Genomic DNA, 23,745 nt, shown 5'->3' with positions numbered 1-23,745 from the left:
GTCAACAAAGGGGACAGGATGCCGCAATGCAGCATGGTTTCGTCCGATAACTGTTGTCGCGGCGCCGGCGGAACATGTGTCCCGCGGTTGCGTGATGCCAATCACGCGCATGGCCCGTTCATGCGTCGAATTCGCGCATTCAAACGACGCGGCGTGGGGAACCGGCTTAGACCAAAGTCGTGCGCACGCGCGAGCGCGAGCTCATGAGCCGATGCCGCGTCGATGGCGGCAGGCGGTCCGCCGATTGCGCAATGCATCACATCGAATGCGCGCGGTGCCGGTTTCATGGGCAGACCAGCCGCCGCGCACCCTTACAAAGAAGAAACCCCGGCCAAAGCCGGGGTTTCCCATCACGACTCGCGATCGTGTCCTTCAACGCATGCAGTCACTACATGCCAGCGATCACGGCGTGGCGTCGGTCGCCTTGTCGGCATTGACGATGCCCGAACCGATCACCGGATTCTGCACCACCGGGAACGGCGTGATGTTCGCCACGGCCTTGATGATCGCCTCGGCCTGCGCCGGGGTCCGGTCGACGCCCGGCTTGGACTGCATCAACGCCACGACGCCGGCCACGAACGGCGCCGCCATCGAGGTGCCGCTGTAGTTCGCATACGCCGCCGCGCCCGGCACCGTGGTGCCGGAATTGAGCGTCGACAGAATGCTCTGCCCCGGCGCCGCCACGTCCACCAACGGGCCCCAGTTGGAGAAGCTCGCGCGCACGCCGGCCGAGGTGGTCGCACCGACGTTGATCACGTTGGCGCAGCTGGCCGGCTGGAATCCGGCCGCGTTGGCGTTGCTGTTGCCGGCCGCCACCACCACGGTCACGCCGCGCGACACCGCGCCGTTGATCGCGGTCTGGAAGGTCGAGCTGCACGCACCGCCGCCGCCCAGGCTCATGTTGATGACCGTGGCCTTGTTCACGCCCACCGCCGGCACGCCGGCGACCGTGCCGCCCGAAGCCCAGGTGATCGCATCGGCGATATCCACCAAGGTGCCGCCGCAAGCGCCGAGCACGCGCGCGGTCAGCACCTTGGAACGGAACGCGGTGCCGGCGACGCCGACCGCGTTGTTGGTCACCGCCGCGGCGATGCCGGTCACGTGCGTGCCGTGCCAGCTCGAGTTGGTCGCGGGGAAACCGGCGCCGCATTGTCCGGCCGTGGTCCAGTCGCCCTGATCGGCCGGATTGGCATCGCGGCCGTTGCCATCGCGCGCGGCGGCGGCGTTGGTGATGAAGTCGTAGCCCTGGGGCGAAGTCAGGTTGGCGGCGAGATCCGGATGGCTGGTGATGCCGGTGTCGATCACCGCGATGATCTTGCCCTGGCCCTGATAGGTGTTGTCCCACGCGGTGTTGGCGCGGATGCCCCAGGTGCCGCCCAGGCCGAACTGCGAGGGATAGCTGGGATCGTTGGGCGTCAGCGCCGTACGAAACAGCGAGTTGGGTTCGATGTACACGAGATCGGGGTTGGACGCGATCTGCTGCATCAGCGTGGTCGCCTCGACCACGTCGAGCGGACGGCTGACTTCGATCAGTTCGCCGCCGGTGGAGACCGGACGCACGTGCTTGATCTTCAGATCCTTCTGACCCAACGCGCGCACTGCGGTATCGAGCTGGCGCTGCAGATCCGGGCCTTTGGGCAGGCCGGACTTGTACGCGACGATGAAGCCGGCGACCGGCTGCTCCGGATCCAGGCTGGTCAGATTGACGCGATCGGCGGCGAACGCTGGCGCGACGGCGAGAACGGATACGGTGGCGACCGCCAGCAGGTGCGGGCGGAAAGACTTGGATTGCTGAGACATTGCGAAACTCCGTGAGGTTTCGTTGAGCCGCAGGGTGCGGCGGAACCGTCCTGGTCCCCTCTCGCGATCAAGCTTAGGGTTGTGATGACCTGCCTTACGCGAGTGCGTCCGGACGTGTCGGCGGACAGCGCTAATGTCCGCGTTACGCAGCCTAGGACGGAATATTTATTCGGCAATGTCTAAAAGGCCGTCCGTCACATCGCATTCGTTGATATCGATCATGGATTGCGTATCGGTGCGGCGGCGGCTCGCATCGGCCGAAAATAGCGTTGCGCGCATGCATCGACGAAGTGCGACGCGCAGCGTGAAGCGGCGTTCACGCGCCGATCGTGCGGAAACCGATTACCCAACCCAGAGTGGCAGCGACGCTGCGGAAGTCTCTCTGGACACGACTCGCCGCGCCGCTCATCCCAAGCCGAGCGCTCGCGTTCGCACCCGATCGACCCCTCTCCCATCACCGGGAGAGGGGCTCGCTGCTCAGCTCTCGTAAGCCGACTCGCCGTGCGTGGTGATGTCCAGGCCTTCGCGTTCGGCTTCTTCGGCCACGCGCAGTCCCACCACCAGCTTGACGATCGCGAACGCGATCACCGACACCACGCCCGACCAGACCACGGTGACGCCCACGCCGAGCGCCTGCACGCCGAACTGCGCGGCGATGCTGTCGTTGCCCGCGCCCAAGCCGAAACCGCCCAAGGCCGGCGAACTGAACACACCGGTCAGCAACGCGCCGATGATGCCGCCCAGGCCGTGCACGCCGAACACGTCGAGCGCATCGTCCGCGCGCAGCAGGCGCTTGAGACCGTGCACGCCCCACACGCACAGCGCGCCGGCGATCGCACCGATCGCGATCGCGCCGAACGGCCCGACCGTGCCGCAGGCCGGAGTGATCGCGACCAGACCGGCGACCACGCCCGAAGCGCCGCCGAGCATCGACGGCTTGCCCTTGATGACCTTCTCCACCAGGCTCCACGCCAACGCAGCGGCCGCGGTCGCCAACAAGGTGTTGAGGAAGGCCAGCGCCGCGCCCGCGGTCGCTTCCAGGTTGGAACCGGCGTTGAAACCGAACCAGCCCACCCACAGCAGCGACGCGCCGATCATGGTGAAGGTGACGTTGTGCGGCTTGATCGCCTCGCGTCCGTAACCCACGCGCTTGCCGACGAAGTAGGCGCCGACCAGACCGGCGACACCGGCATTGATGTGCACGACCGTACCGCCGGCGAAATCGATCGCTCCCTTCGCGAACAGATACCCGTCCGGCCCGTACCAGACCATGTGCGCGATCGGCAGATAGGCGAAGGTGAACCACAGCGCCGAGAACAGCAGCACCGCCGAGAACTTGATGCGCTCGGCGAAGGCGCCGACGATCAAGGCGCCGGTGATGCCGGCGAAGGTCGACTGGAACGCGATGAACACGTACTCGGGCAACGACACGCCGGCGGTGAAGGTGGCCGCCAGCGATTCCTTGTTCACGCCCTTGAGGAACAGCTTGTCGAGATTGCCGATGAAGGCGTTGCCGCCGTTGAAGGCCAGCGAGTAACCGTAGGTCACCCACAACAGCACGATCAGCGAGAACACCGCCAGCACCTGCATCAGCACCGACAGCACGTTCTTCGATCGCACCAGGCCGCCGTAGAACAAGGCCAGGCCCGGCACCGTCATCAGCAATACCAGCAGGGTCGAGGTCAGCATCCAGGCGACATCGCCCTTGTCGACGACGGGCTTGGCGGCTTCGGCGGCCGCGGCCGCTTCCTGCGCATGGGCCGGGCCCAGCGCCAGCAGTGCCGCCGCCGGCAACGCGGCCCAGGCCAGGGTTCGCAATGTCCGCTCGCGCGAGCGGGGGTCGAGCATCGTTTCGTACTTCATGTTCGTCTCTCGCAGGCTGGGGTCAGAGGGCGTCGTCGTCGAGTTCGCCGGTGCGGATGCGCACCGCGCTTTCCACCGGCAGGACCAGGATCTTTCCGTCGCCGACCTTGCCGGTGCGCGCGGCGTTCTGGATCGCTTCCAAGGCGGCGTCGAGCAGGCTCTCGGGCACCGCGCATTCGATCTTGAGCTTGGGCAGGAAATCCACGACGTACTCGGCGCCGCGATACAACTCGGTGTGGCCCTTCTGGCGTCCGAAGCCTTTGACTTCGGTGACGGTGATGCCCGATACCCCGACTTCGGTCAGCGCTTCGCGCACCTCGTCGAGCTTGAACGGGCGGATGATGGCGGTGATCAGTTTCATCTCGCGGCTCCGCGGGTTGGGATGGATGCGCGCAGCGTCAGAACGCCTTGCTTACCGTCAGGGTGAAGGCGGTGTCGGCCAGGAAGTTGTTGTGGGCGTTGGTGTAGAGCGCCTTTTCGGCGTCGGTGTCGCTGTAGGCGGCGGCGACGGAGAATCCGTTCTCGAAGCTCTTGGTCACTCCGAGCTTCCAGTCGGTGTACTCGAAGTCCTCGTTGTTCTCGATCCACTGCTTGCCGCCGTGCAGGTTCAAGACCCAACCGGGCTGGAAGGTCCAGTTGAGATTGAGATCGACATAGCCGCTGCCGTCGGAATCGGCATAGCCGAACAGATCGGTGACGGCGTAGGAGTACTTCAATCCCACCGACACCGTTTCGCTGGGCGCGAGCGTGCCGCCCAGATAGATCTCGGTGGTGTTGGGGCTGTTGAAGCCGGACGGATAATCGCCCGGGTAGTAGTAGGTCAATACGCCGACGTCGTACGAGAATATCTCGCCGGCCTTGCCGCGATAGCCCAGATAACCGTCGAGTTCCAGGCTGTTGGAGATGTCGTCACCGATGACGACCGTGTCCGACAGCCAGCTGACGTTGCTGCCCCAGGCGCCGACGTAGAACCCGCTGTCGTGCGCGTATTCGATGCCGCCTTGCAGAGCCGGTTCCTGATTGGTCTGCGAAACGCCGCGGAACAGGTAGTCCGAAGTCAGGCTGATCGAGCCCGTGGTTGCGGCGTGCGCGTTGCCGGCCGCGATAGCGGACAACGCGAGCGCGGCAACGAGTGCGCCCTTGAGTCCGATGACGGTCAGGCCAACGGATTCGGCGTGAACGCGCGCCGTCGTGTTGGCGACAGTGCGAACGGTTTCAGTCTTGAGATTAGACGACATGACGCAGGCTCCTCATAAGCGGTGGCCCCTCCCCGGTCATTGCTGTGTGCGCGGTGGTCTTTCGTGTTGGCAACGCGGAGCGCTTCGTTGGCGCTCTCGCTGTTTTTCGGAAACAAGCCGCCCCGCGGCGGGCTTGGCCCGTCGTGCGTGTCCTTATGGTTGTGGATGGAAAATAAAACGGCCCGAGGCGTACGCCGCGGACCGTGCTGAGTTACAACGCCTTGCTCATGAACACGCTGTTGGGATCGTCGCGATAGTCGGCGAATGGTCCGCAGTAATCGAAGCCGTAACGCGCGTACAAGCTGCGCGCCGGCTCGAATCCCTCCATCGAGCCGGTTTCCAGACTCAGCCGCCGGTACTTACGCCGGCCGGCTTCGCCCAATAGATGTTCGAGCAACGCCGCGGCCACGCCGCGACGTCGATGCGCAGTGGCGGTGCGCATCGACTTGATTTCCCCATGCTCGGCGTCGAGCTGCTTGAGCGCGCCGCAACCGAGCAGATCCTCTTGCTCCCAGGCGCTCCAGAAGGTGATCTCCGGGCGATTGAGGCCGTCCAGGTCGAGCGCGTGGATGCTTTCCGGCGGCGATAGTTCGGCCATGCCCTGCAGGTGTTCGCGCAGCAGCGCGATCACCTCGGGATGGTCGAGTTCGCCGGTACGGATGTGCATCGGGCGTTGCTCTCCTGTTTCACGATTGTCGAGTCACTGCGCTGCGCATCGGTCCGCAACGGCGTGTATATCGCCGTTGCGGACCTCACTGCGTACGCCGTGGCCGTTTTAGACGGCGTAGTACATCTGGTATTCGAGCGGATGGGTCGCCGCGCGGAACTTGGTCACTTCCTGCATCTTCAGCGCGATGTAGCCGTCGATGAAGTCGTCGGTGAACACGCCGCCGGCCTTGAGGAACTCGCGATCCTTGTCCAGCGCTTCCAGGGCCTGGTCGAGCGAATGGCACACGGTCGGAATGCCCTTCTCTTCTTCCGGCGGCAGGTCGTACAGATCCTTGTCGCTCGGCGCGCCCGGATCGATCTGGTTCTTGATGCCGTCCAGGCCCGCCATCATCAGCGCGGCGAAGGTCAGGTAGCCCGACTGGATCGGGTCGGGGAAGCGCATTTCGATGCGGCGCGCCTTCGGGTTGGCCACGTAGGGAATGCGGCAGCTCGCCGAACGGTTGCGCGCCGAATAGGCCAGCATCACCGGCGCTTCGAAGCCCGGGACCAGGCGCTTGTAGCTGTTGGTGCCCGAATTGGTGAAGGCGTTGATGGCGCGCGCGTGCTTGAACACGCCGCCGATGTACCACAGCGCCATCTGCGACAGGCCGCCGTAGCCGTCGCCGGAGAACAGGTTGACGCCGCCCTTGGCCAACGACTGGTGCACGTGCATGCCGCTGCCGTTGTCGCCGACAATCGGCTTGGGCATGAAGGTCGCGGTCTTGCCGTTGCGGTGGGCGACGTTCTTGATGATGTACTTCATCGTCAACAGCTCGTCGGCCTTGGCGACCAGCGAGTTGAACTTGGTGCCGATCTCGCACTGGCCGGCGTTGGCGACTTCGTGGTGGTGCACTTCGACTTCGATGCCGACCGCTTCCAACGTCTTGCACATCTCCGAACGGATGTCGTGCAGCGAGTCGAGCGGCGCAACCGGGAAATAGCCGCCCTTCACGCCGGGACGGTAACCGCTGTTGCCGCCTTCGTATTCCTTGCCCGAGTTCCACGCGGCTTCTTCCGAATCGATGTGGAAGAAGGTGTGGCCCATCTCGTTGGCGTAACGCACCGAGTCGAAGATGAAGAATTCCGGCTCAGGGCCGAAGAACGCCTGGTCGGCGATGCCGCTGGACTTGAGGAAGGCTTCGGCGCGCTTGGCCACGCCGCGCGGATCGCGCGAATAGGCCTGCATGGTGGCCGGGTCGAGGATGTCGCAGGTCAGGATCAGGGTCGGATCGGCGGTGAACGGATCCAGCACCGCGGTCGAGGCATCGGGCAGCAGGATCATGTCCGACTCGTTGATGCCCTTCCAGCCGCTGATCGAGGAGCCGTCGAACATCTTGCCGTCTTCGAACAACGCCGGCTCGACGATCGACTTGGGGAAGGTCACGTGGTGCTGGACACCACGCATGTCGGTGAAACGCAGGTCGACGAATTCGACCTTGTGATCCTTGACGAGCTTTTCGACGTGTTCGAGGGACATTGGTTGGGGTCCGGGAATGGAGGTACTGGGGAAAGGGGAATGATTGGAACTTGGTGACGGGTTGTATCAAGCAAGAGGCGTGCCAACTTGAAAATCGATTTAAGACATTGATTTGTAACACCATGAAATCGACGGCGACAGATGATCGCACCAACTAGGGGCTAGCAAATGGGCTGACGATCCATCTTGGTGCAACCCTAGATCGGCTATTCTGCCCGCCGCCCCGCATCACCCATTCCCCTTCTCACTCCCTTCATTCCCCGCCCCCAATGACCGACCTGCTTTCCGCACTCCTCCTCGGCATCATCGAAGGCATCACCGAATTCCTGCCGATCTCCAGCACCGGCCACTTGTTGATCGCCCAGCATTGGCTCGGCGCGCGCTCGGACCTGTTCAACATCTCGATCCAGGCCGGCGCGATCCTCGCGGTGGTGGTCATCTACTGGAAGCGGCTGTGGGGCCTGGCCACCGGCGTCGGCCAGCGCGAGAACTGGGACTACCTGCTCAAGCTCGGCCTGGCCTTCGGCCTGACCGCGGTGCTCGGCATCGTGGTCAAGAAGGCCGGTTTCACCCTGCCTGACCACGTCACCCCGATCGCCTGGGCGTTGGTGCTGGGCGGGGTGTGGATGATCGCGGCCGAGCATTTCGCCGCCAAACGCGCCGCCGCGCTCGGCGAACGCAGCGAAATCACCTGGACCGTGGCCGCGCTGGTCGGCATCGCCCAGGTCATCGCCGGCGTGTTCCCGGGCACCTCGCGCTCGGGCGCGACCATCTTCATCGCCTTGCTCGCCGGCACCACCAGCCGCGCGGCGGCGACCGAGTTCACCTTCCTGGTCGGCATCCCGACCATGTTCGCGGCCAGCGGCTACGAGCTGATGCACGTGATGGGCACACCGGCGGCCGCCAACGAAGACTGGAGCGCGCTGGCGGTGGCCTTCGTCGCCTCGGCGGTGACCGCCTTCATCGCGGTGAAGTGGCTGTTGCGTTATATCCAGACCCACCGATTCACCGCCTTCGCGATCTACCGCTTCATCTTCGGCGCGGCGCTGTTGCTGCTGATGCCGTCGGGCAGCTGATCGCGAGCTTTCACGGAATCCACCGCCATGAGCGAATCCGAACGCGACGCCGGGCAGGAACTGCTCGACTACCTGCAGTTGTCCGGTCCCGAGCGCTATGCCGCGTTCCTGGCCGAGGTCTCTGCCGGCGGCCGCCTGTGGGTGGCCGAATCGGGCGAATACGTGCTCACCTTGTTCGACGATCAGCGCAACGAACTGCTGCCGGTCTGGCCCTCGGCCGATACCGCTCGCGCCGCGCTGGCGCAGGCGCCGCACCTCAAAGGCTACGCTCCGGTCGTACGCGAACTGGCGGCCTGGCGCGAACGCGCCGCGCCCGCGCTGAGCGAAGCCGGGGTGAGCGTCGGCGTGTTCCCGGACGCGGCGATGCAATGCGCGGTGGTGGCGCCATCGGAATTACTCGCGCATCTGGACGCACTGTTGGCCGACGATGGCGATGGTGAGGACGAGACCTCGCGGGAACTGGACCTGGAACAGGCGCGACGCGCGCTGGCGCAGAAATTCGCCAAGCCCGACACACGCTGAGCCGGCCGAGACGGGTTCGATGCGCCGGGTCGGATAGTCGATTCACGCCCGCCCGCCGCTATCCGCCCGCTGAACCCGGCCAACCCCATGCGGCGCTCGGCTACGTTGATCCTATCTTCGCAACGCACATCGGAACATTGCGCCCCATGAATATCACTCGTCCGCTCGTCTTCTCCGCCGCCGCGCTTTCGCTGGCCCTGCTCGCCGCCTGCGCCGCGCCCTCGCACACCGCCGACGGCGATGCCGCCAAGCCCGCCGGCGACACCGCCGCGACGGCGAAATCCAGCGTGGCCTTGGACGGCTACAAGTGGAATCTCGACAGCGCCACCGACAACACCGGCAAGCCGATCGCGGTGCTGCAGCGCGAAGGCAAGTACGGCCTGCAGCTGAGCTTTGCCAAGGATCGCCTGGGCGTGAGCGGCGGGTGCAACCACGTCGGCGCGGCGTACTCGCTCAAGGGCGAGCGCATTGAGATCAAGCAATTCCAGACCACGCTGATGGCCTGCCAGGACCAGCGCCTGATGCAGATGGACGGCGAGATCTCCAAGCTGCTGGAAGGCACCGCCCAGTTCGCGATCGAGGGCGAAGCGCCGCAACCGCGCCTGCTGCTGACCACCGCCGGCGGCGCCAAGCTCAGCCTGAGCGGCCAGCCGACCGCGGAAACCCGTTATGGCGGCGCCGGCACCACCAAGTTCTTCGAAGTCGACGCGCAGCGCCGCACCTGCCCGCATCCGCTGATACCCAACCACCAGTGCCTGTGGGTGCGCGAGCGCAAATACGACGCCAACGGCGTCGCTCTGGCGCCGAGCGAAGACTGGCATTTCCTGTATCAGGACATCGAGGGCTATCAGCACGAAGCCGGAATCCGCAACGTCGTGCGGATCAAGCAGTTCGAGATCAAGAACCCGCCGGCCGACGCTTCGTCGGTGGCGTACGTGCTCGACATGGTGGTCGAGAGCGAACTGGTTCCGCCGCCCAAGGGCTGACTAGGGGCTGAGCGCCGAGCGCAACGCCAGCGGCCGAGGTTGCTCGGCTGCTGGCGCCTTCACACGACGACGCGCCAGACCGTCGTCATGGGCTCTGCGGCAACGCGTTCAACGCCGCGGGCTTGGGAATGCCGTCCCAACTCATCCACGCGCGTTCGACCGTCGGCCCGTTGGCCTGGATCCATGCGCCGAAGTCTTCGGCCGCCTTTTCGCCGTAGTTGCGATGGGCGTAAATGGCCATCACGCCCACGCCGTCGACCAGCTTGAGGCGGACGAACACCGTCTCGAAGAAGCCCTTACCGGGCAACAGCGCCACGATCAGATGCTCGGCGGGCTTGTCGGCGGTGAGCGGCACCGAATCGGTCTTGATGATCTTTCCGGCGCCCTTGTACTGCGCCAACAACGCTTCCGCCAGCCCCGCCAACGCGCCGCCGTCCTGCACGTCCTGCCGCGGCACCAGCGTGATCATGTCCTGCCACTTGGACAGGTTCTCCTGGCCCACCGGAGTGAATTCGTTCTGGGTGCCCTTGGACCAGCGATGTGCGTAACGCGCGCCGTTGAAGCTCAAGGACGAGGCGGCTTGCATCTGCGCGGTGCCGTCGTTGGCGGCTGGCGACTTGGCAGGCGCAGATTGCCAAACCGACGCCAACACCAGGGCGGACAGGACGAGGTGGAAGGGCTTGCGTGCGATCGACATAAGGGTTTCCTACCGTGGATGGATGAAGCTCCAGAAACAGCGGCCGCCAGGCCGCGCCCGTACCGCAATCCGAAGAGTAGAACAAAGCGCGGAGGCCGTGGGGAATCCGGCCGTGGCGTATGCAGGCCGCGAACCGGCGGTTTCGCGCTGCTCCCGAGTGCGCGATTGTCTCAACAAGCGCAGGGTGAGCATCATGATTCACATGAGCACGCATCACACGCTGTACGCCAGAGACAGGGACGGGACGTACGGCATGCCTGCTACGAAGTGGAGCGCTGGGTCGATGCCTTCTGGTGCCCTCCGGGCCTCAAGGAGAAGAAGCGCGTGGCACGGAGTTGCCCTAACGGAAGTCGGGATAGTCTGCCTTGAGTCGAGCCAGGGCCGCGATCGCCAGCGGATGAGGCTCTACGTCCGGCATGTCGCGGATGAGCGACCAAGGCGTATCGATCAGGAGGTGCCCAGTCTCGAACTCGGGCAGCCCTTCTCGGCGCCGCAATGCCTGCACAGCTAGCAATTCGGCAGGATAAATCCGATCGAAAGACGTTTCGAACTCGTATGTCGTCTTCTCTGTACCGTCCCGGCTGCGGCTGATGTGAAAATCGGCTGCAGCGCTCATCGCACCCGCAAAAGCGGAGATATCCGTCGTGCGCCAGTGAGTCAGAACGTCCCGATACTCTTGTTTTAGCAGGTCCATTGGACCGTAGCTCGTCCGTATGGAAAACGCTTCCGCAAATAGGTACACAAGGAACGCATCATTGGTCCCTCGCCTCCAGCCATCCTTCTTATTTGGATTGACCCTAAGGTCTTTCTCGGCAATGTCCACAAGCAGCCCGGCGAGAACCTCGGCTGTCTCCCAGTGCAAGACCATCGCAGGCCCAGCCGCTTTCATGCTGGCCCAAAATGCAAAAACAGTCTGCTCAGCGATTGGGAGCGACAAGCTGGCTTGCCGACGAAAATCCATGGCTCGAAATGCAACGGCGTAGCTAAATGCAGGCGCCCAGCTTCCCGGATCACGAATCGACTCAGGCGTACACGCCTGCATCGCATATGTATGCCCGAGCATGTAGAAGGTATTGATCGACGTTCGAAACTGACCAGTTGCGTCTAGGTCAGCTTGCAGCGTAGCCAGACGCAGAGTGAGCGACTCCTTCTTGACCATGTTGTTCTGCCACCACAATTCAGCACCTTTGAAGGTCTTCTTTAAAGACGGGTGCCAAGCTGGGGAAGCCGGGCTTCCACTGGACTTCTTTGGCATTACACGGTCATCCTCGGTCCGCCGCGCCCAGGTTCATCCTGGCTGCGCTGTTGAGACTCTTGTTGCGCCAGAGCTTGCAGTTGGTTAAGTTGTTCCACCTGAGCCAAGTTCTTTTCGGCTGGCTCTTGGGCCGCTTGCGCTGCATTGACGCGCACATCGAAATGCGGCCCCCGATCTCCATGCGGCGAGTAAACCGCAAAAATACTGGTCTCACCGGTGGTCGGCGAAGTTGCAATCGCCACTCGATCAACGCTCTTGGTTACGCTGTCCGCTGTGTATTCGCGCAACAACGCTGCTGACATGTTGTCGATTTGGCGGCCATCCCATCGACCATCAGCCGTCATCGCGCCGTGGAATTTTTGTAATTCCGGAGTGTTCCGAAGGTAGTCGAAAGCCGGCTCTACATCAGCCTGCCTGCCTTCCCGCTTAACCCACGGATCTGTTTGCTGGCTATCGATGCGAAGCTTGTGCGAGCCGGGCTCGTTGCTTATGTTGATCCGAACCCAGGAGGCTTGCGCAGTGAACTCCCCGGTGCTCTGGTCGAAGGCTTCGACACGGATGCGCTCTGCAATGTCGGGCAGCCCGTCGATGGTGCGATGCGAGGCCCACTGGCCTTCATTGCCGATGGCACGCGCGATCCGCTTCCCGATAAACTCGCCAGGATTGTCGATGTTTTGAGCTACTGCCTGCCCTTGAGCCGAAGTCTTTACTTCAAAGAACTCCAACTTTTGACTATCGGGGTTACGGCCTACGACATCCACCCCGTGGCCGGATTTGTTCTTGATTGCGATGATTTCGGTGTAGCCCTGCTCCACCATCTTGTGCGTCTGGATGGCCTCGCCAATGTCGCCGATCTGCTTCTTACTCAGCGTCTTTAGGTCCACACCCTTCAAGCTATGGTCGAGCGCTTCCTGAAAGTTGACCTTGCCTTCAAATACGGTCTTGTCGAGCTTAGCGATCTCACCCAGTTCTTTCGGACGGAGCTGGCCGCTGCGCAGCAAGCCCTCGACGTTATCCGTCATGTGCGCGGCTTTTACGATCCCTTCGAGATCGCCGTTCTTACGGGCGCTGTTGATTAAGCCTTCCGCGAACTCCTGGGCGCCGGCTGCGGCGCTACCGCCGCGCCCTATACCTCGATTCAATTTGCCGAGGACTTCGCCGATTTCCTTCACCGCCTCGGCGGTCTCGGCCGCTTTAGCCGTGTCGCCCGCCAGCTCACGGACGCCGCGCCCAAGTTCACCGGCCTTGCCGAGCACGTGCATGTCGGGGCCGTCGACACGGACCACCTCGCCTACCCGCGACAGCTCTACCGCGTGCTCCGCAGGAACCAATGTATCGAGCGCTTTGGCGGCCTTCCCGAACTTGCCGAGCGCGCCCGCTGGTACTAGATTCGCGACGATTTCCACGCCAATCGCACCAGCAGAGCCGCCCAGGTATTCCGACTCCGTGCCCCTCGCCTGAGCATCTCTGAATCCCTTGTCCCACTTCTCCATCGCATCGCTGGCCGCCGCCTGGGCGTCGGTCATCGGCTTCTTCGAGTCATCCATGACCTCGGCGGCGTACATCCGCGCCATTCCGACGACCATCTTGCGGTAGTCGGGGTCTTTGGCCAGCCGATCGGCCATCTGTGCCACATCGACGAAGTCGCCGACGGTGCGCGCGGCGTGAGTCAGGGCGCCTCGCGCAGCGCCAACCTGGAATTGGTGCATGCCGAGCATGACTGTCGCCGCGCCGGCCGCCGCCTTCTCGCCGCTGCTCGCGTTGGGATCAGACGCGATGTCGCGTAAGTGTTGTTGACCGGCGCCACGTAAGTCCTCAAACGCATGGTCTGCCGCCTTGAACTGTTTGACCGCTTGATCGCGGACTACTGCCGCAGCTTCCGCCAACCGTTCGCCCTGACGCTCCAGATAGCTATCAGTGATGTTGGCGGCGTCCAGCGCGTCGGCGAACCGCTGCTTCTCGGCTGGAGTCTCCAGGCGGCGATCAACTGCGCTGAGGAAATTGTCCCGATCGAATTGTCGGTAACCGGGCGATCGCTGCAAGTCGTTGACGAGCCCCGCAGCGTCAACACCGCCCACTCGACGGTTGTGAAGCATCAGGCGCTCAGCTTCGTAACCGAGCTGATCCACGCGCCCTTGTTCATCGGTGGCCGCAAGCAAAGCGGCCAGATCGCGGGTATCCACCCGCTCGCCATGTGTCGCCATCTGAATGTCCCTATTCGCCAAGACTCGAACCGAGGATAGCAAAGCGATTGGACGTCTCGTTGGCTCGCAAGATTCTTAAACGGAGAGACGCTGAGATGGTCACATTACTTGCCGATTCGTACGGCCGCCCGTTGCTCTACCAGGACAGCAGCAGCCACCTCTCTTACCCCATCGACGACACGGATTGGTTGACTTTAAGGCGGCTATTGGTGCGCAAGTGGGCGATGATCGGCCTCATACGAGCCCGGGCTTTTTCAGCGCCGCCGCACCGCGGCTATAGTCGTGGCGCGACCTGCCTCACTTGGTGTACACAAGAGCTGCTACACGTTCGTTTGGGCGCACGCAGGTCCGGGACAGGTCTGGTTTTCGCAGGAATCCGCGCCTGCTGGGCCGGGGCGGTGGGTCGGGAGCAGCGCCGGGACTCGTCTTTGCGATAGGGTTGGGGCAAGGCAACCGCGGATTGTGAACCGGCTCGACACGGTTCGAGCATGGGAAGCGGAGGGCGACGGGCGAGGGACACGATCGGCGGCGGGTCGAGCCTCGCCGAGGCGGGACAGCGTACTGGCACAGGCATGGACATCCGGGGGAGAAATGAGCGTATTCGATGAAATGCGGCCTGCGGGAATCGGACTGCGCCATCCTTACGAGGGCTACGACCGCTGGTATCAACAACAAGACGCCAAGCGTCTGACCGAGAAGATGCGCGACGCCGAAGTCGTGTTTCGCAAGACCGGAATCACCTTCGCCGTCTACGGCGATGACGACGCGCACGAGCGGCTGATACCTTTCGATGTCGTGCCACGGATCATTTCCGGCGCCGAGTGGCGGCGGCTGACCCAAGGCATCGAGCAGCGGGTCCACGCGCTCAACGCCTTCCTCGACGACATCTACCACCGCCAGGAAATCGTGCGTGCCGGGCGCATTCCTCGCCAACTGATCGCCGGCAACGCGGCGTTCCTGCCGGAGATGATCGGCATGCGGCCGCCGGGCGGCGTGTATACGCACATCATCGGCATCGACATCGTGCGCATCAGCGAGAACGATTTCTACGTGCTGGAAGACAACGCGCGAACGCCGTCGGGCGTGTCGTACATGATCGAGAATCGCGAAACGATGATGCAGCTGTTTCCCGAGCTGTTTCAGCAGGTGAAGGTGCGTCCGGTCGAGAACTATCCGCAGCTGCTGCGTCAATCGCTGGCGGCGTCGCGGCCGGCCGGCGCGCCCGACGATCCGACCATCGCCGTGCTGACCCCGGGCAGCTTCAATTCCGCCTATTTCGAGCACGCGTTCTTGGCCGACCAGATGGGCGTGCAGCTGGTGGAGGGCCAGGACCTGCGCGTGGTCGATGGCCATGTCGCGATGCGCACCACCAAGGGCTACAAGCGCATCGACGTGCTGTACCGGCGGGTGGACGACGCGTTCCTGGACCCATTGACGTTCAATCCCGATTCCATCCTGGGAGTGCCCGGCATCATGGACGCGTATCGCGCCGGCCGCATCACCATCGCCAATGCGCCCGGCGCGGGCATCGCCGACGACAAGGCGGTCTATTCCTACATGCCCGAGATCATCGAGTTCTACACCGGGCGCAAACCGATCCTCGGCAACATCCAGACCTGGCGATGCTCCGACGCCGACAGCTACGCCTACGTGAAAGAGCATCTGCACGAACTCGTGGTGAAGGAAGTCCACGGCTCCGGCGGCTACGGCATGCTGGTCGGCCCGGCTGCGAGCAAGGCCGAGATCGAAGCCTTCAGCCGCAAGCTCGGCGCGAACCCCTCCAACTACATCGCCCAGCCCACACTGTCGCTGTCTACGTGTCCGATCCTGACTGCGAACGGCCTGGCGCCGCGGCATGTGGACCTGCGTCCGTTCGTGCTGGTATCCGACAAAATCCAGATCGTGCCCGGCGGGCTGACCCGCGTCGCGCTCAAGGATGGATCGCTGGTGGTCAACTCGTCGCAAGGCGGCGGAACCAAGGACACCTGGGTGTTGGACGACTGAAAACGCCCTGGCGTCGGCCGGACCGGACCGACGCTTGAGCCACTCAACGAAGCAATGAGGTTTCGCCATGCTGCTTGGACGCAACGCCAGCGGTCTGTATTGGATGAGCCGCTACTTCGAACGCGCCGAGAACACGGCGCGGTTGATCGACACCGGGCTGCGCATCGCGTTGATGCGGACGCAAAGCGCTGCCGACGAACTGCGTTCGGTCATCGTCAGCGCCGGCGTGGAATCGGCTTTTTTGGACAAGCACGATGAATTCACCGTCGCCACGGTGACCGATTTCATGTTGCGCGACAGCAGCAATCCGTCCAGCGTGACGACCTGCATCGACGCCGGACGCATGAATGCCCGCATGGTGCGCACGGCGTTGACGCGCGACGCATGGGAGGCGATCAACGAAGGCTGGATGGCGCTCAAGTCCGCGCTGTCCGCTCCCATCGACGGGCGCGACCTTCCGGCGGTGCTGAACCTGATCAAGCGCGAGACCGCCCAGATCCGCGGCTCCATCCACGGCACCCAACTGCGCAACGAGATCTACGACTTCGCCCAGCTGGGAACCTATATCGAACGCGCCGACGACACCGCGCGCATCCTCGACGTCAAATACTACGTGCTGCTGCCGTCGGCGTATTGGGTTGGCTCGAGCCTGGACACCTCGCAATGGGAATCGATCCTGCGATCGGTGTCGGCGCATCGCTCGTACCGCTGGGTCTACGGCACGCAGTACCGGCCCTCCAACATCGCCGACTATCTGATCCTCAACGCGCGCATGCCGCGCTCGCTGGCCTTCAGCTACCGCATGATCAAGGAGCACCTGGATTGCCTGGCCCGCGACTACGGCGAGGATGGCCCGCGCTTGTTGGCGGTGGAAGAAAACATGGCGAAGCTGGCGGTGACCTCGATCGAGCACATCTTCGAATCGGGGCTGCACGAATTCCTTGCCAGCTTCATCCGCGACAATAACCGGCTCGGGCAGGAAGTCGCCGAGCACTACCGTTTCGTGTGATCTGCCATGCATCTGAAAATATCCCATCGCTCGCAGTACCTGTATTCCTCGCCCATGCACCATGTGCTGCAACGATTGCGCCTGATCCCGCGCGACAACCCCGGCCAGACCGTGCGCTCGTGGCAGGTCCGCCTGGAAGGCGCGGTCGAGGAGTTTCGCTACAACGATCATTTCGACAATGCCACCTGCCTGGTCAGCGCCGACGGCGCGGCCAACGCCATAAGCGTGATCGCCGAAGGCGAGGTGGAGACCTGCGATACCGCCGGCGTCACCGGCCCGCATCGCAGTCTCGCCCCGCTGTGGCTGTTCGCGCAGGAAACCGCACTGACCACGCCCGGAGCTGCCCTCAAGGAGCTGGCGGCGTCGATTCCGGCCGCCTCTGACCTGGACCGGCTACACCGGCTCATGGGCGAGATCCGTGCGCGCGTGGCCTACGTCACCGGTTCGACCGATGCGTCCACCACTGCCGAATTGTCCTATCTGCAGGGCGAGGGCGTGTGCCAGGACCATGCGCACATCTTCGTCGCGGTGGCGCGCGAGCTGGCTTACCCGGCGCGATACGTCAGCGGCTACCTGCTGTTGAACGACCGCACCGACCAGGTGGCCAGCCATGCCTGGGCGGAGGCGCACGTCGCCGACCTGGGCTGGGTCTCGTTCGACCCGTCGAACGGCATCTGCATCGACGAACACTATGTCCGCTTGGCCTGTGGCCGCGACTACCGCGACGCCATGCCGATCTCGGGCATGACCTTCGGACTCGCCCAGGAGCGGCTCGACGTCAAGATTCGTGTGGAACAATAAGGCACTGGACAATTCGGACACCGAATCGATGACTTATTGTGTCGGCTTGAAATTGGATGCCGGTCTGGTGTTCATGTCGGACACCCGGACCAATGCGGGATTGGACAACGTATCGGCGCACCGCAAGATGCACGTGTGGGAACAGGAGGGCGAGCGGCTCATCGTGCTGGTTTCCGCCGGCAATCTCGCCACCACCCAGGCGGTGATCGGCCTGCTGGATGAGCGCGCCAGGGAGTCGTCCGAAACCGGGGCGAGCGTGTTCGATACGCCGTCGATGTTCCGCACCGCGCAGTTGGTGGGCAACGTCGTCAAGGAAGTCATCGCAGACTCGGCGCCGAGCGGACAGACCGCCGACAGCAGCTTCAACGCGTCCTTCATCCTCGGCGGACAGATCCGCGGCTCGCAGCCGCGCTTGTTCCTGATCTACCCGGAAGGCAATTTCATCGAATCCACGCCCGACTCGCCCTACTTCCAGATCGGCGAAACCAAGTACGGGCGGCCGATCATCGTGCGCGCCTTCGACCGTTCGATGAGTTTCGCCGAAGCCGCGAAACTGCTGATGGTGTCGTTCGATTCCACCACGCGATCCAACTTGTCGGTCGGCCTGCCGCTGGACCTGCTGTTCTACGAGAACGACCGCCAACGCGTCGCGATGATGCGCCGGATAGAGCCTGACGACACCTATTACCGCTCGATTTCCGAAGGCTGGTCGAGTGCGCTCAAAAGCGCGTTCGAGCGTTTGCCGTCGTTCGAATGGGAGCCCGCCGCCGGCCGGAACCGGCAGGAACCGCGCTAGCCGTCGGCGCAGGCGCTTGCTCCAGGCGACGCTGCGACGCAATCCGGCCGCTCGCTCGCGTGGCGGCCGAACGCCTCCCTCAGCGCGCCCGCACCACCAAGGTCTTGGGCAAGCGATCGTGCCAGGCCGCGGCGCGCGCGGCGCCGGTGAACAGGATCGTGATCGGCTCGAACGGAATCTGCCGCGCCGCGGTGCGGCCCAGCACCTGGCCCCAGCTCGGCGGGCGGCCCTGCTCATCGACCACGCGGGTGCTGGTGACCAGCTTGCCCAAGGTCACCCCGAACATGCCTTCCATCGGTACGTAGTAGACGAACTGGGCGAGGAGCATCATCAGCGACATGGTCGGGTTCCACGGCGCGTTCGGCTCGGGTTGCAACAGCTTGAGCACCGTCGGATCGAACGCGGAGTAGACGCTCAAGCTGCCCAGCACCAGCGCGGTGCAGACCAGCGAATCGATCAACAGATTGACCAGACGCTGGGCGCGAGTGGCGGTGACCAACTGGGCGATGCGCTCGGCCCGGACCTGGGCTTGCGGCGCGTCGTAGGGATTGTTCGGATCGTTCATATCGTTGCTCGGTGAAAACGCCGCGCTCGGCTTCGCGCATCGCGATGCGGGCGGCGATGGGTGAATCGGCCCGCGCTTACAAAGTGCGGGTCTGGCCGCCGTCGACATCGACGATCGCACCTTGCATGTAGCTGGCCGCGTCCGAGGTCAGGAACGCGACCACGCGCGCGACTTCGGCCGGTTCGCCGAAGCGCGCCACGCCCAGACGGCGCGCCAGCTCGTCGGCGGCCTGGGCCGCGTCGATGCCGCGCTCGCCCGCGATCGCGTCGATCCGCACCCGGGTGCGCTCGGTCGCGATCGAACTGGGGTTGACCGCATTGACCCGCACGCCCTCGCCCACGCCGCGATCGGCCAGCGCCTTGGTCAGATTCAGCAGCGCGGCGTTGACCGATCCGCCGATCGCGAACTCGGCGTTGCCGGTGCGGCCGCCGATGCCGGCGATGTTGACGATGCAGCCGCGCGATCGAACCAGTTCCGGCCAGGCGGCGCGGCACAGCCGCATCGCGCCGAAGAACTTCAGCGCGAATCCGGCGTCCCAGTCGGCGTCGCTGAAACCGAGAAAATCGCCGCGCGGGGTGGCGCCGGCGTTGTTGACCACGATGTCGAGCCGGCCGTACCTCGCGAGAGTGGCTTGAACCAGTTCCGCGGCCGCCGCCGGCTCGGACAGATCGGCCGCCAGCGCGCAGGCCGGGTTGGGCAACTGCGCGGCCAGCGCTTCCAGTTCGCCGAGCGAGCGCGCGGTCAGCGCCAGCGACACGCCCTGCGCCGACAGCTCGCGCGCGATCGCCGCGCCGATGCCGCGGCTGGCGCCGCTGATCAAGGCGACCCGCGCCGAACTCATCGGTTCAACCCTGCACCGCGGGATTCAGCGAGTAGGTGCCGTAGATCGACGCCTGGCCCAGCACGTGGCCGTGCATCGCGTTGAACACGTCGGCGGCGGTGAAGCGCTTGTCCAGCGGCAGGCGTTCGACGTCCAGCGCGAACACGCGGAAGAAATAGCGGTGCAGGCGCAGATCGTTGGGCGGCGGGAACGGGCCGTCGTAGCCGTACCAATCGCCGGCCATGTCCGGATCGCCGGCGAACCAGCCGGTGTAATCGTTGATGCCCTGGCGCGCGCCGCGCGGACCGGACGGATCGTGCTTACCGTGCGCGACCACGCCGTCGCTGCAGCTGCCGGCCGCGATCTCGCGCACGTCGGCGGCAATATCGGCGACCGCCCAATGAACGAAATCCGCGCGCACCTGATGCAGCGGAATCTGCACGTCGCTGCGGCCGACCATCTCGGCCACGGTCGGCACATCCGGATCGATGCACAGCAGGACAAACGAACGCGCGCCCTGCGGCACTTCGTCCCAAGACAGATGCGGATTGCGGTTCGGCGCGAAGCCGTAGCCGTCGCCGCTGGGCTGGCCGGCGGCGAACTCGGCCGGCAGGCGTTGACGGTGCTGGAAGCTGTTGCTGTGAATGCGCATGAGGACTCCTGGATGGACGGCGCGGAGCTCGCGCCGAGTCAGCGTGTGGTTCACGGTGGAGCGATGGACGATACCCCGGCGCGATGACCGCCGGTCGCGACGATCACACCGCTCTGGACATTTCGAGCAAAACCGCCGCGCGGCCGTCACGAACCGGTTAAGCGATCGCGGCGGCCGTCGTCGGCCGTCGCCGACTCAGACCTCCGGATAACCCAAGCGCTTGGCCACCGGCGTGAGCAGCGCCAGCGCCTCGCCCAGCGCGCCGGTGTAGGCGCGCCAGCGTCCGGCCGGCAGCCGCTCGCTCATCGCGATGCCACCCGGCAACGAGACCTGCACGCGCAAGCTGTCGGCCAGGATCTGCGCGATCGCGCCCGGGTCTTCGCCGGTTTGGTCCAGGCGCACCAGGTTGTGCGGGAACAGATTGTTCTCGTGCAGATCGGCGACCTGTTCGAGCGTCTGCGCCAGCCAGCGCGCGCCTTCTTCCGGCGAGGGCAGCGCGTACGGCGTCGGGCTGCCGTTGGCCAGCCAGTCGAGCAGCATGTCGCGCGGATCGTGGATCGGGATCAGCAGGAAAGCTTCGGACAGGTACGGGCGCAGCGCGCGCAGCAGCGCGTTGTCCCACCACAGCAGCCAGTCGAAGATCGGGCCGTCGGCGGCGCCGCGCGCGGGCAAGGCGGCGCGATACAGCTTGATCAGGAAGGCCGGATCCAAGGTGCCGGCGAGCAATTCGTCGACCGTGCCGTAGCGCTGCATCGGATCGGTCGGCGGTTGCGGGCCGTAGCGGTCGACCAGCAGCGGTGCGCCGATGGCGCTGAGCACCTGGGCGATGCGTTCCACGCGCGAGCCGGGCGCGCCCCACAGCAACAGAATGCCGCGGGTGCCTTCCTCGATCCGGGTCAGCGCCGGCCAATCGTCGCCGCCGCGCTTGCTGATGGGATTGAACGGCAGGCGCTGATCGACGACTTCGGCATGCAGTTCGGCCCAGGTCGCCGCGGCGGCCTCGGGCTGCCCGGCCAGATCCAGGGTGCGGCCCAGCAGTTGCCGCAGTTCGCGCTTGGCGGCCGGATCGGCGGCCATGCCGATCAAACGCTCGACGCGTTCGGCGGCGGCGTCGGGATCGCGTTCGGTCAGGCCCTGGACGATGCGCATTTCCGCGGCCACGTCGCCCGGGCTGAGTTCGACGATGCGCCGGGCGATGGCTTCGGCTTGATCGTGTTCGCCGAGGTGATCGTGCACGGCCGCGCGCGCTTCCAACGCGGCCAGATGTTCGGGCATGGCCTGCTGCCAACGTTCGACGACCGTCAGCGCCGAGGGTTCGGCGAACGGCTCCAGCACCAGCCGCGCGCGCCACAGATCGGGCTGCTGCGGATGCGCGGTGAGCGCGCTTTCCAGCGATTGGCGCGCATCATCGACTGCGCCGAGTCGGCGCCAGGCTTCCATGATCGCGTTGAGCGTGCGCGGGTCGTAGGGATGCGCGGCGAACGGGCTGCGCAGCAACGCCAGCGCGCGTTCGTTGCGGCCGGCGTCGAGCTCCAGTTCGCCGGCCCAACGCAGCACGCCGAATCCGGCGTCTTCGCGCCGGGTCAGCGGCTCGATCCGGTCGGCGGCTTCGACATAACGCGATTGCTGGCGCAGCAGATCGGCGATCAGCAGTTGCAGCGTGGGCTGGTCGGGACTGCGCTGGGCCAACGCGATGAAGGCCTGCTCGGCGAACGCCAGATGGCCCTTGGCCAGATACGCGAAACCCAGGCTGTGCAGCACCTGCGGATCGTCCGGCGCGAGCGTGGCGGCGTGGCTGAGGATCGCCAGCGCGCGGTCGGCATCGCCGCGGCGCAGCGCCAGCGCGCCTTCGATCGCGGCGACCTGCGGATGATTGGGCGCGATGCGCGCGGCGGTGCGTCCCAGGCGCTCGGCTTCGTCGAGGTCGCCGCGCACGATCGCCAACTGCGCTTTGACCACGTAGGCCGGGAACTGATTCGGATCCAGTCCGATCGCCTGCGCCAGCGCGGCCTGGGCCTGGTCGAGCTGACGGCCGTCGAGCAGGGCGCCGGCGCGTTCCAGATGCAGTTGCGCATCCTCGGGCGTGAGGCCGATGGCGCGGTCCAGCGCGGCCACGGCGGCCTCGCGTTGGCCGTCCAGGCGCAGCGCGGCGGCGTGCAGGCGGTGCGCGGTGGCGTCGTTGGCTTGCTCGCCGACGAGCTGTTCGGCGACGGCGAGGGCCTCCGCCGTCGCGCCGCGACGCAGGGCGTCGAGGATGGGTTCGTACATAAGAGACGTGCTTCGCGCAGGGACAAGAAGGCGATTGTAGGGGCGCGCGTGGATTTGCGCCTTTTCCGGCTTCGGCGCAAAGGCGTCCGCCCGCGCGGTCGATTTCGCATTGTCCGCGGCGGCCGCGCGCGCATGCCGGCCTCTTGCCCGATATGGCAGTTTTATCAACGACTTAGATGCACGCCGCGATGCGCACCACGCGGGTTCGCGCGGCCGGCGGCGCTCCAGCGTCCGCTGCCGGCGATCGGGGCCGCGCGCTTCGCGCCCGGATCGAGCGCACGCGGCGACGGCGCTTTACTTGCCGACCTTTTCGACCCCGCCTTCGTATGGATAACGCACGCCGTCGACCTGGGTGCCGTCGCGATAACGCCCCTGCGAGCCGCTGCCGTCGCCGCTGGCATACCACGCGGGGCCTTCGCGCGTGCCGTCGACATAGGTGATTTTCCCGACCGTCTGCCAATCGACATCCACCACATAGGCTTGGCCGGTCAACTCGTCCTCGGCGTAGTCGCCTTTGACCCGATAGCCGGAGGCGCCGAGCATCTCGCCGGCGCCGCTGCGCGCGCCCGCCGACATCGCGCCGATGTAGCGCCACTTGTGCTTGCCGTCGTAGTACACGTCGGCGATGCCCGTGCCTTCGGCCGCGCCGTCCTTGCAGGCGCCGCTCCAGTTCCATTCGGTGCCTTCGGGCGGCATCAACGCCACCAGCAGCAAGCCGCAGGGCCGCGGCTGGGGTTTCAACAGCGGTTGCGCCCGCACCGACTCGGCGTAGCGCTGCTTGGCCTGCGCCACTGCGTCGGCGTAGAGCTTGGCGCGTTCGGCCGGCGTCGTCGGAAGTTCTGCGGCAGCGACCGCCGCGCTCGCGAGCATCGTCGCCAGGCCTGTCGACAGGAGGCATTTCGGAGAATCGATTCGCATGTCGGCGGGTTCCCTATCGGTGAAACAGAAGGTTGAGCGAGTCGCCGTCATCGGCGCGCGCCATCGCGTCTTTGATGCACGCTGCG

21 protein-coding genes are annotated in these 23,745 nt (G+C 65.1%); 7 read left to right on the top strand and 14 right to left on the bottom strand.

Features of this window, described 5'->3' with window-relative positions:
• Nucleotides 1-402: 402 nt before the first annotated feature.
• The 6 genes from ACTOWJ_RS13970 to glnA form a co-directional block, all read right to left on the bottom strand.
• Nucleotides 403-1,800 carry a S8 family peptidase gene (locus ACTOWJ_RS13970; RefSeq protein WP_441335235.1) on the bottom strand — a complete coding sequence of 466 codons (1,398 nt, stop codon included), beginning with the start codon at nt 1,798-1,800 and terminating at the stop codon, nt 403-405.
• Nucleotides 1,801-2,277: 477 nt separating this feature from the next.
• Nucleotides 2,278-3,648, bottom strand: a complete 1,371-nt coding sequence (locus tag ACTOWJ_RS13965) for an ammonium transporter (protein ID WP_441335448.1) — start codon at nt 3,646-3,648, stop codon at nt 2,278-2,280.
• A gap of 37 nt (nt 3,649-3,685) precedes the next feature.
• Nucleotides 3,686-4,024, bottom strand: coding sequence for a P-II family nitrogen regulator (locus ACTOWJ_RS13960; protein WP_057941192.1), 339 nt, complete (start codon nt 4,022-4,024; stop codon nt 3,686-3,688).
• A 37-nt stretch (nt 4,025-4,061) separates the two neighbouring features.
• Nucleotides 4,062-4,901, bottom strand: a complete 840-nt coding sequence (locus ACTOWJ_RS13955) for a TorF family putative porin (RefSeq protein WP_441335234.1) — start codon at nt 4,899-4,901, stop codon at nt 4,062-4,064.
• 211 nt (nt 4,902-5,112) lie between these two features.
• Nucleotides 5,113-5,568 (bottom strand): GNAT family N-acetyltransferase, encoded by a 456-nt coding sequence (locus ACTOWJ_RS13950; RefSeq protein ID WP_441335233.1) that lies wholly within the window; start codon nt 5,566-5,568, stop codon nt 5,113-5,115.
• Nucleotides 5,569-5,676: 108 nt separating this feature from the next.
• Complete coding sequence (gene glnA, locus ACTOWJ_RS13945) at nt 5,677-7,086, bottom strand: type I glutamate--ammonia ligase (RefSeq protein WP_441335232.1); 1,410 nt, start codon at nt 7,084-7,086, stop codon at nt 5,677-5,679.
• A gap of 269 nt (nt 7,087-7,355) precedes the next feature.
• Between glnA and ACTOWJ_RS13940 the strand changes: the two genes are divergently transcribed.
• From ACTOWJ_RS13940 to ACTOWJ_RS13930, 3 genes are all read left to right on the top strand, one after another.
• Nucleotides 7,356-8,162, top strand: a complete 807-nt coding sequence (locus ACTOWJ_RS13940) for an undecaprenyl-diphosphate phosphatase (RefSeq protein WP_441335231.1) — start codon at nt 7,356-7,358, stop codon at nt 8,160-8,162.
• A gap of 27 nt (nt 8,163-8,189) precedes the next feature.
• Nucleotides 8,190-8,684: a DUF2750 domain-containing protein gene (locus tag ACTOWJ_RS13935; RefSeq protein ID WP_441335230.1), complete on the top strand. Its 495-nt coding sequence runs from the start codon at nt 8,190-8,192 to the stop codon at nt 8,682-8,684.
• Nucleotides 8,685-8,830: 146 nt separating this feature from the next.
• Complete coding sequence (locus tag ACTOWJ_RS13930; protein WP_441335229.1) at nt 8,831-9,670, top strand: DUF4377 domain-containing protein; 840 nt, start codon at nt 8,831-8,833, stop codon at nt 9,668-9,670.
• Nucleotides 9,671-9,755: 85 nt separating this feature from the next.
• Here ACTOWJ_RS13930 and ACTOWJ_RS13925 read toward each other — a convergent pair whose 3' ends face one another.
• From ACTOWJ_RS13925 to ACTOWJ_RS13915, 3 genes are all read right to left on the bottom strand, one after another.
• Complete coding sequence (locus ACTOWJ_RS13925) at nt 9,756-10,367, bottom strand: hypothetical protein (protein WP_441335228.1); 612 nt, start codon at nt 10,365-10,367, stop codon at nt 9,756-9,758.
• Nucleotides 10,368-10,707: 340 nt separating this feature from the next.
• Nucleotides 10,708-11,622 carry a hypothetical protein gene (locus ACTOWJ_RS13920; RefSeq protein ID WP_441335227.1) on the bottom strand — a complete coding sequence of 305 codons (915 nt, stop codon included), beginning with the start codon at nt 11,620-11,622 and terminating at the stop codon, nt 10,708-10,710.
• Nucleotides 11,622-13,826, bottom strand: coding sequence for an XVIPCD domain-containing protein (locus ACTOWJ_RS13915; RefSeq protein ID WP_441335226.1), 2,205 nt, complete (start codon nt 13,824-13,826; stop codon nt 11,622-11,624). The genes ACTOWJ_RS13920 and ACTOWJ_RS13915 overlap by 1 nt, the downstream gene beginning before the upstream one ends.
• 591 nt (nt 13,827-14,417) lie before the next feature.
• Between ACTOWJ_RS13915 and ACTOWJ_RS13910 the strand changes: the two genes are divergently transcribed.
• The 4 genes from ACTOWJ_RS13910 (at nt 14,418) to ACTOWJ_RS13895 (ending at nt 18,436) form a co-directional block, all read left to right on the top strand.
• On the top strand, nt 14,418-15,830 hold the full coding sequence (locus ACTOWJ_RS13910; protein ID WP_441335225.1) for a circularly permuted type 2 ATP-grasp protein: 1,413 nt from the start codon (nt 14,418-14,420) through the stop codon (nt 15,828-15,830).
• A 67-nt stretch (nt 15,831-15,897) separates the two neighbouring features.
• A complete protein-coding gene (locus ACTOWJ_RS13905; protein WP_441335224.1) occupies nt 15,898-16,839 on the top strand; it encodes an alpha-E domain-containing protein in 942 nt (313 codons plus the stop codon).
• Between the two features lie 6 nt (nt 16,840-16,845).
• Nucleotides 16,846-17,640 (top strand): transglutaminase family protein, encoded by a 795-nt coding sequence (locus ACTOWJ_RS13900; protein WP_441335223.1) that lies wholly within the window; start codon nt 16,846-16,848, stop codon nt 17,638-17,640.
• 28 nt (nt 17,641-17,668) lie between these two features.
• Nucleotides 17,669-18,436, top strand: a complete 768-nt coding sequence (locus tag ACTOWJ_RS13895; protein WP_441335222.1) for a peptidase — start codon at nt 17,669-17,671, stop codon at nt 18,434-18,436.
• 79 nt (nt 18,437-18,515) lie between these two features.
• Here the strand turns inward: ACTOWJ_RS13895 and ACTOWJ_RS13890 are convergent, their stop codons facing one another.
• The 5 genes from ACTOWJ_RS13890 to ACTOWJ_RS13870 form a co-directional block, all read right to left on the bottom strand.
• Nucleotides 18,516-19,001, bottom strand: coding sequence for an RDD family protein (locus tag ACTOWJ_RS13890; protein ID WP_441335221.1), 486 nt, complete (start codon nt 18,999-19,001; stop codon nt 18,516-18,518).
• 76 nt (nt 19,002-19,077) lie between these two features.
• Nucleotides 19,078-19,842: an SDR family NAD(P)-dependent oxidoreductase gene (locus tag ACTOWJ_RS13885; protein ID WP_441335220.1), complete on the bottom strand. Its 765-nt coding sequence runs from the start codon at nt 19,840-19,842 to the stop codon at nt 19,078-19,080.
• Between the two features lie 4 nt (nt 19,843-19,846).
• A complete protein-coding gene (locus tag ACTOWJ_RS13880) occupies nt 19,847-20,473 on the bottom strand; it encodes a YbhB/YbcL family Raf kinase inhibitor-like protein (protein ID WP_441335219.1) in 627 nt (208 codons plus the stop codon).
• A gap of 195 nt (nt 20,474-20,668) precedes the next feature.
• Nucleotides 20,669-22,741 (bottom strand): tetratricopeptide repeat protein, encoded by a 2,073-nt coding sequence (locus ACTOWJ_RS13875; RefSeq protein ID WP_441335218.1) that lies wholly within the window; start codon nt 22,739-22,741, stop codon nt 20,669-20,671.
• A 294-nt stretch (nt 22,742-23,035) separates the two neighbouring features.
• Nucleotides 23,036-23,659 (bottom strand): hypothetical protein, encoded by a 624-nt coding sequence (locus ACTOWJ_RS13870; RefSeq protein WP_441335217.1) that lies wholly within the window; start codon nt 23,657-23,659, stop codon nt 23,036-23,038.
• Nucleotides 23,660-23,745 lie beyond the last annotated feature (86 nt).

The sequence above is a fragment of the Lysobacter sp. CA199 genome (assembly GCF_052078715.1).
Taxonomy (GTDB): Bacteria; Pseudomonadota; Gammaproteobacteria; order Xanthomonadales; family Xanthomonadaceae; genus Lysobacter.
The sequence above is the reverse complement of the archived record's forward strand: the minus strand, read 5'-3'. Positions and strand labels throughout refer to the sequence as shown.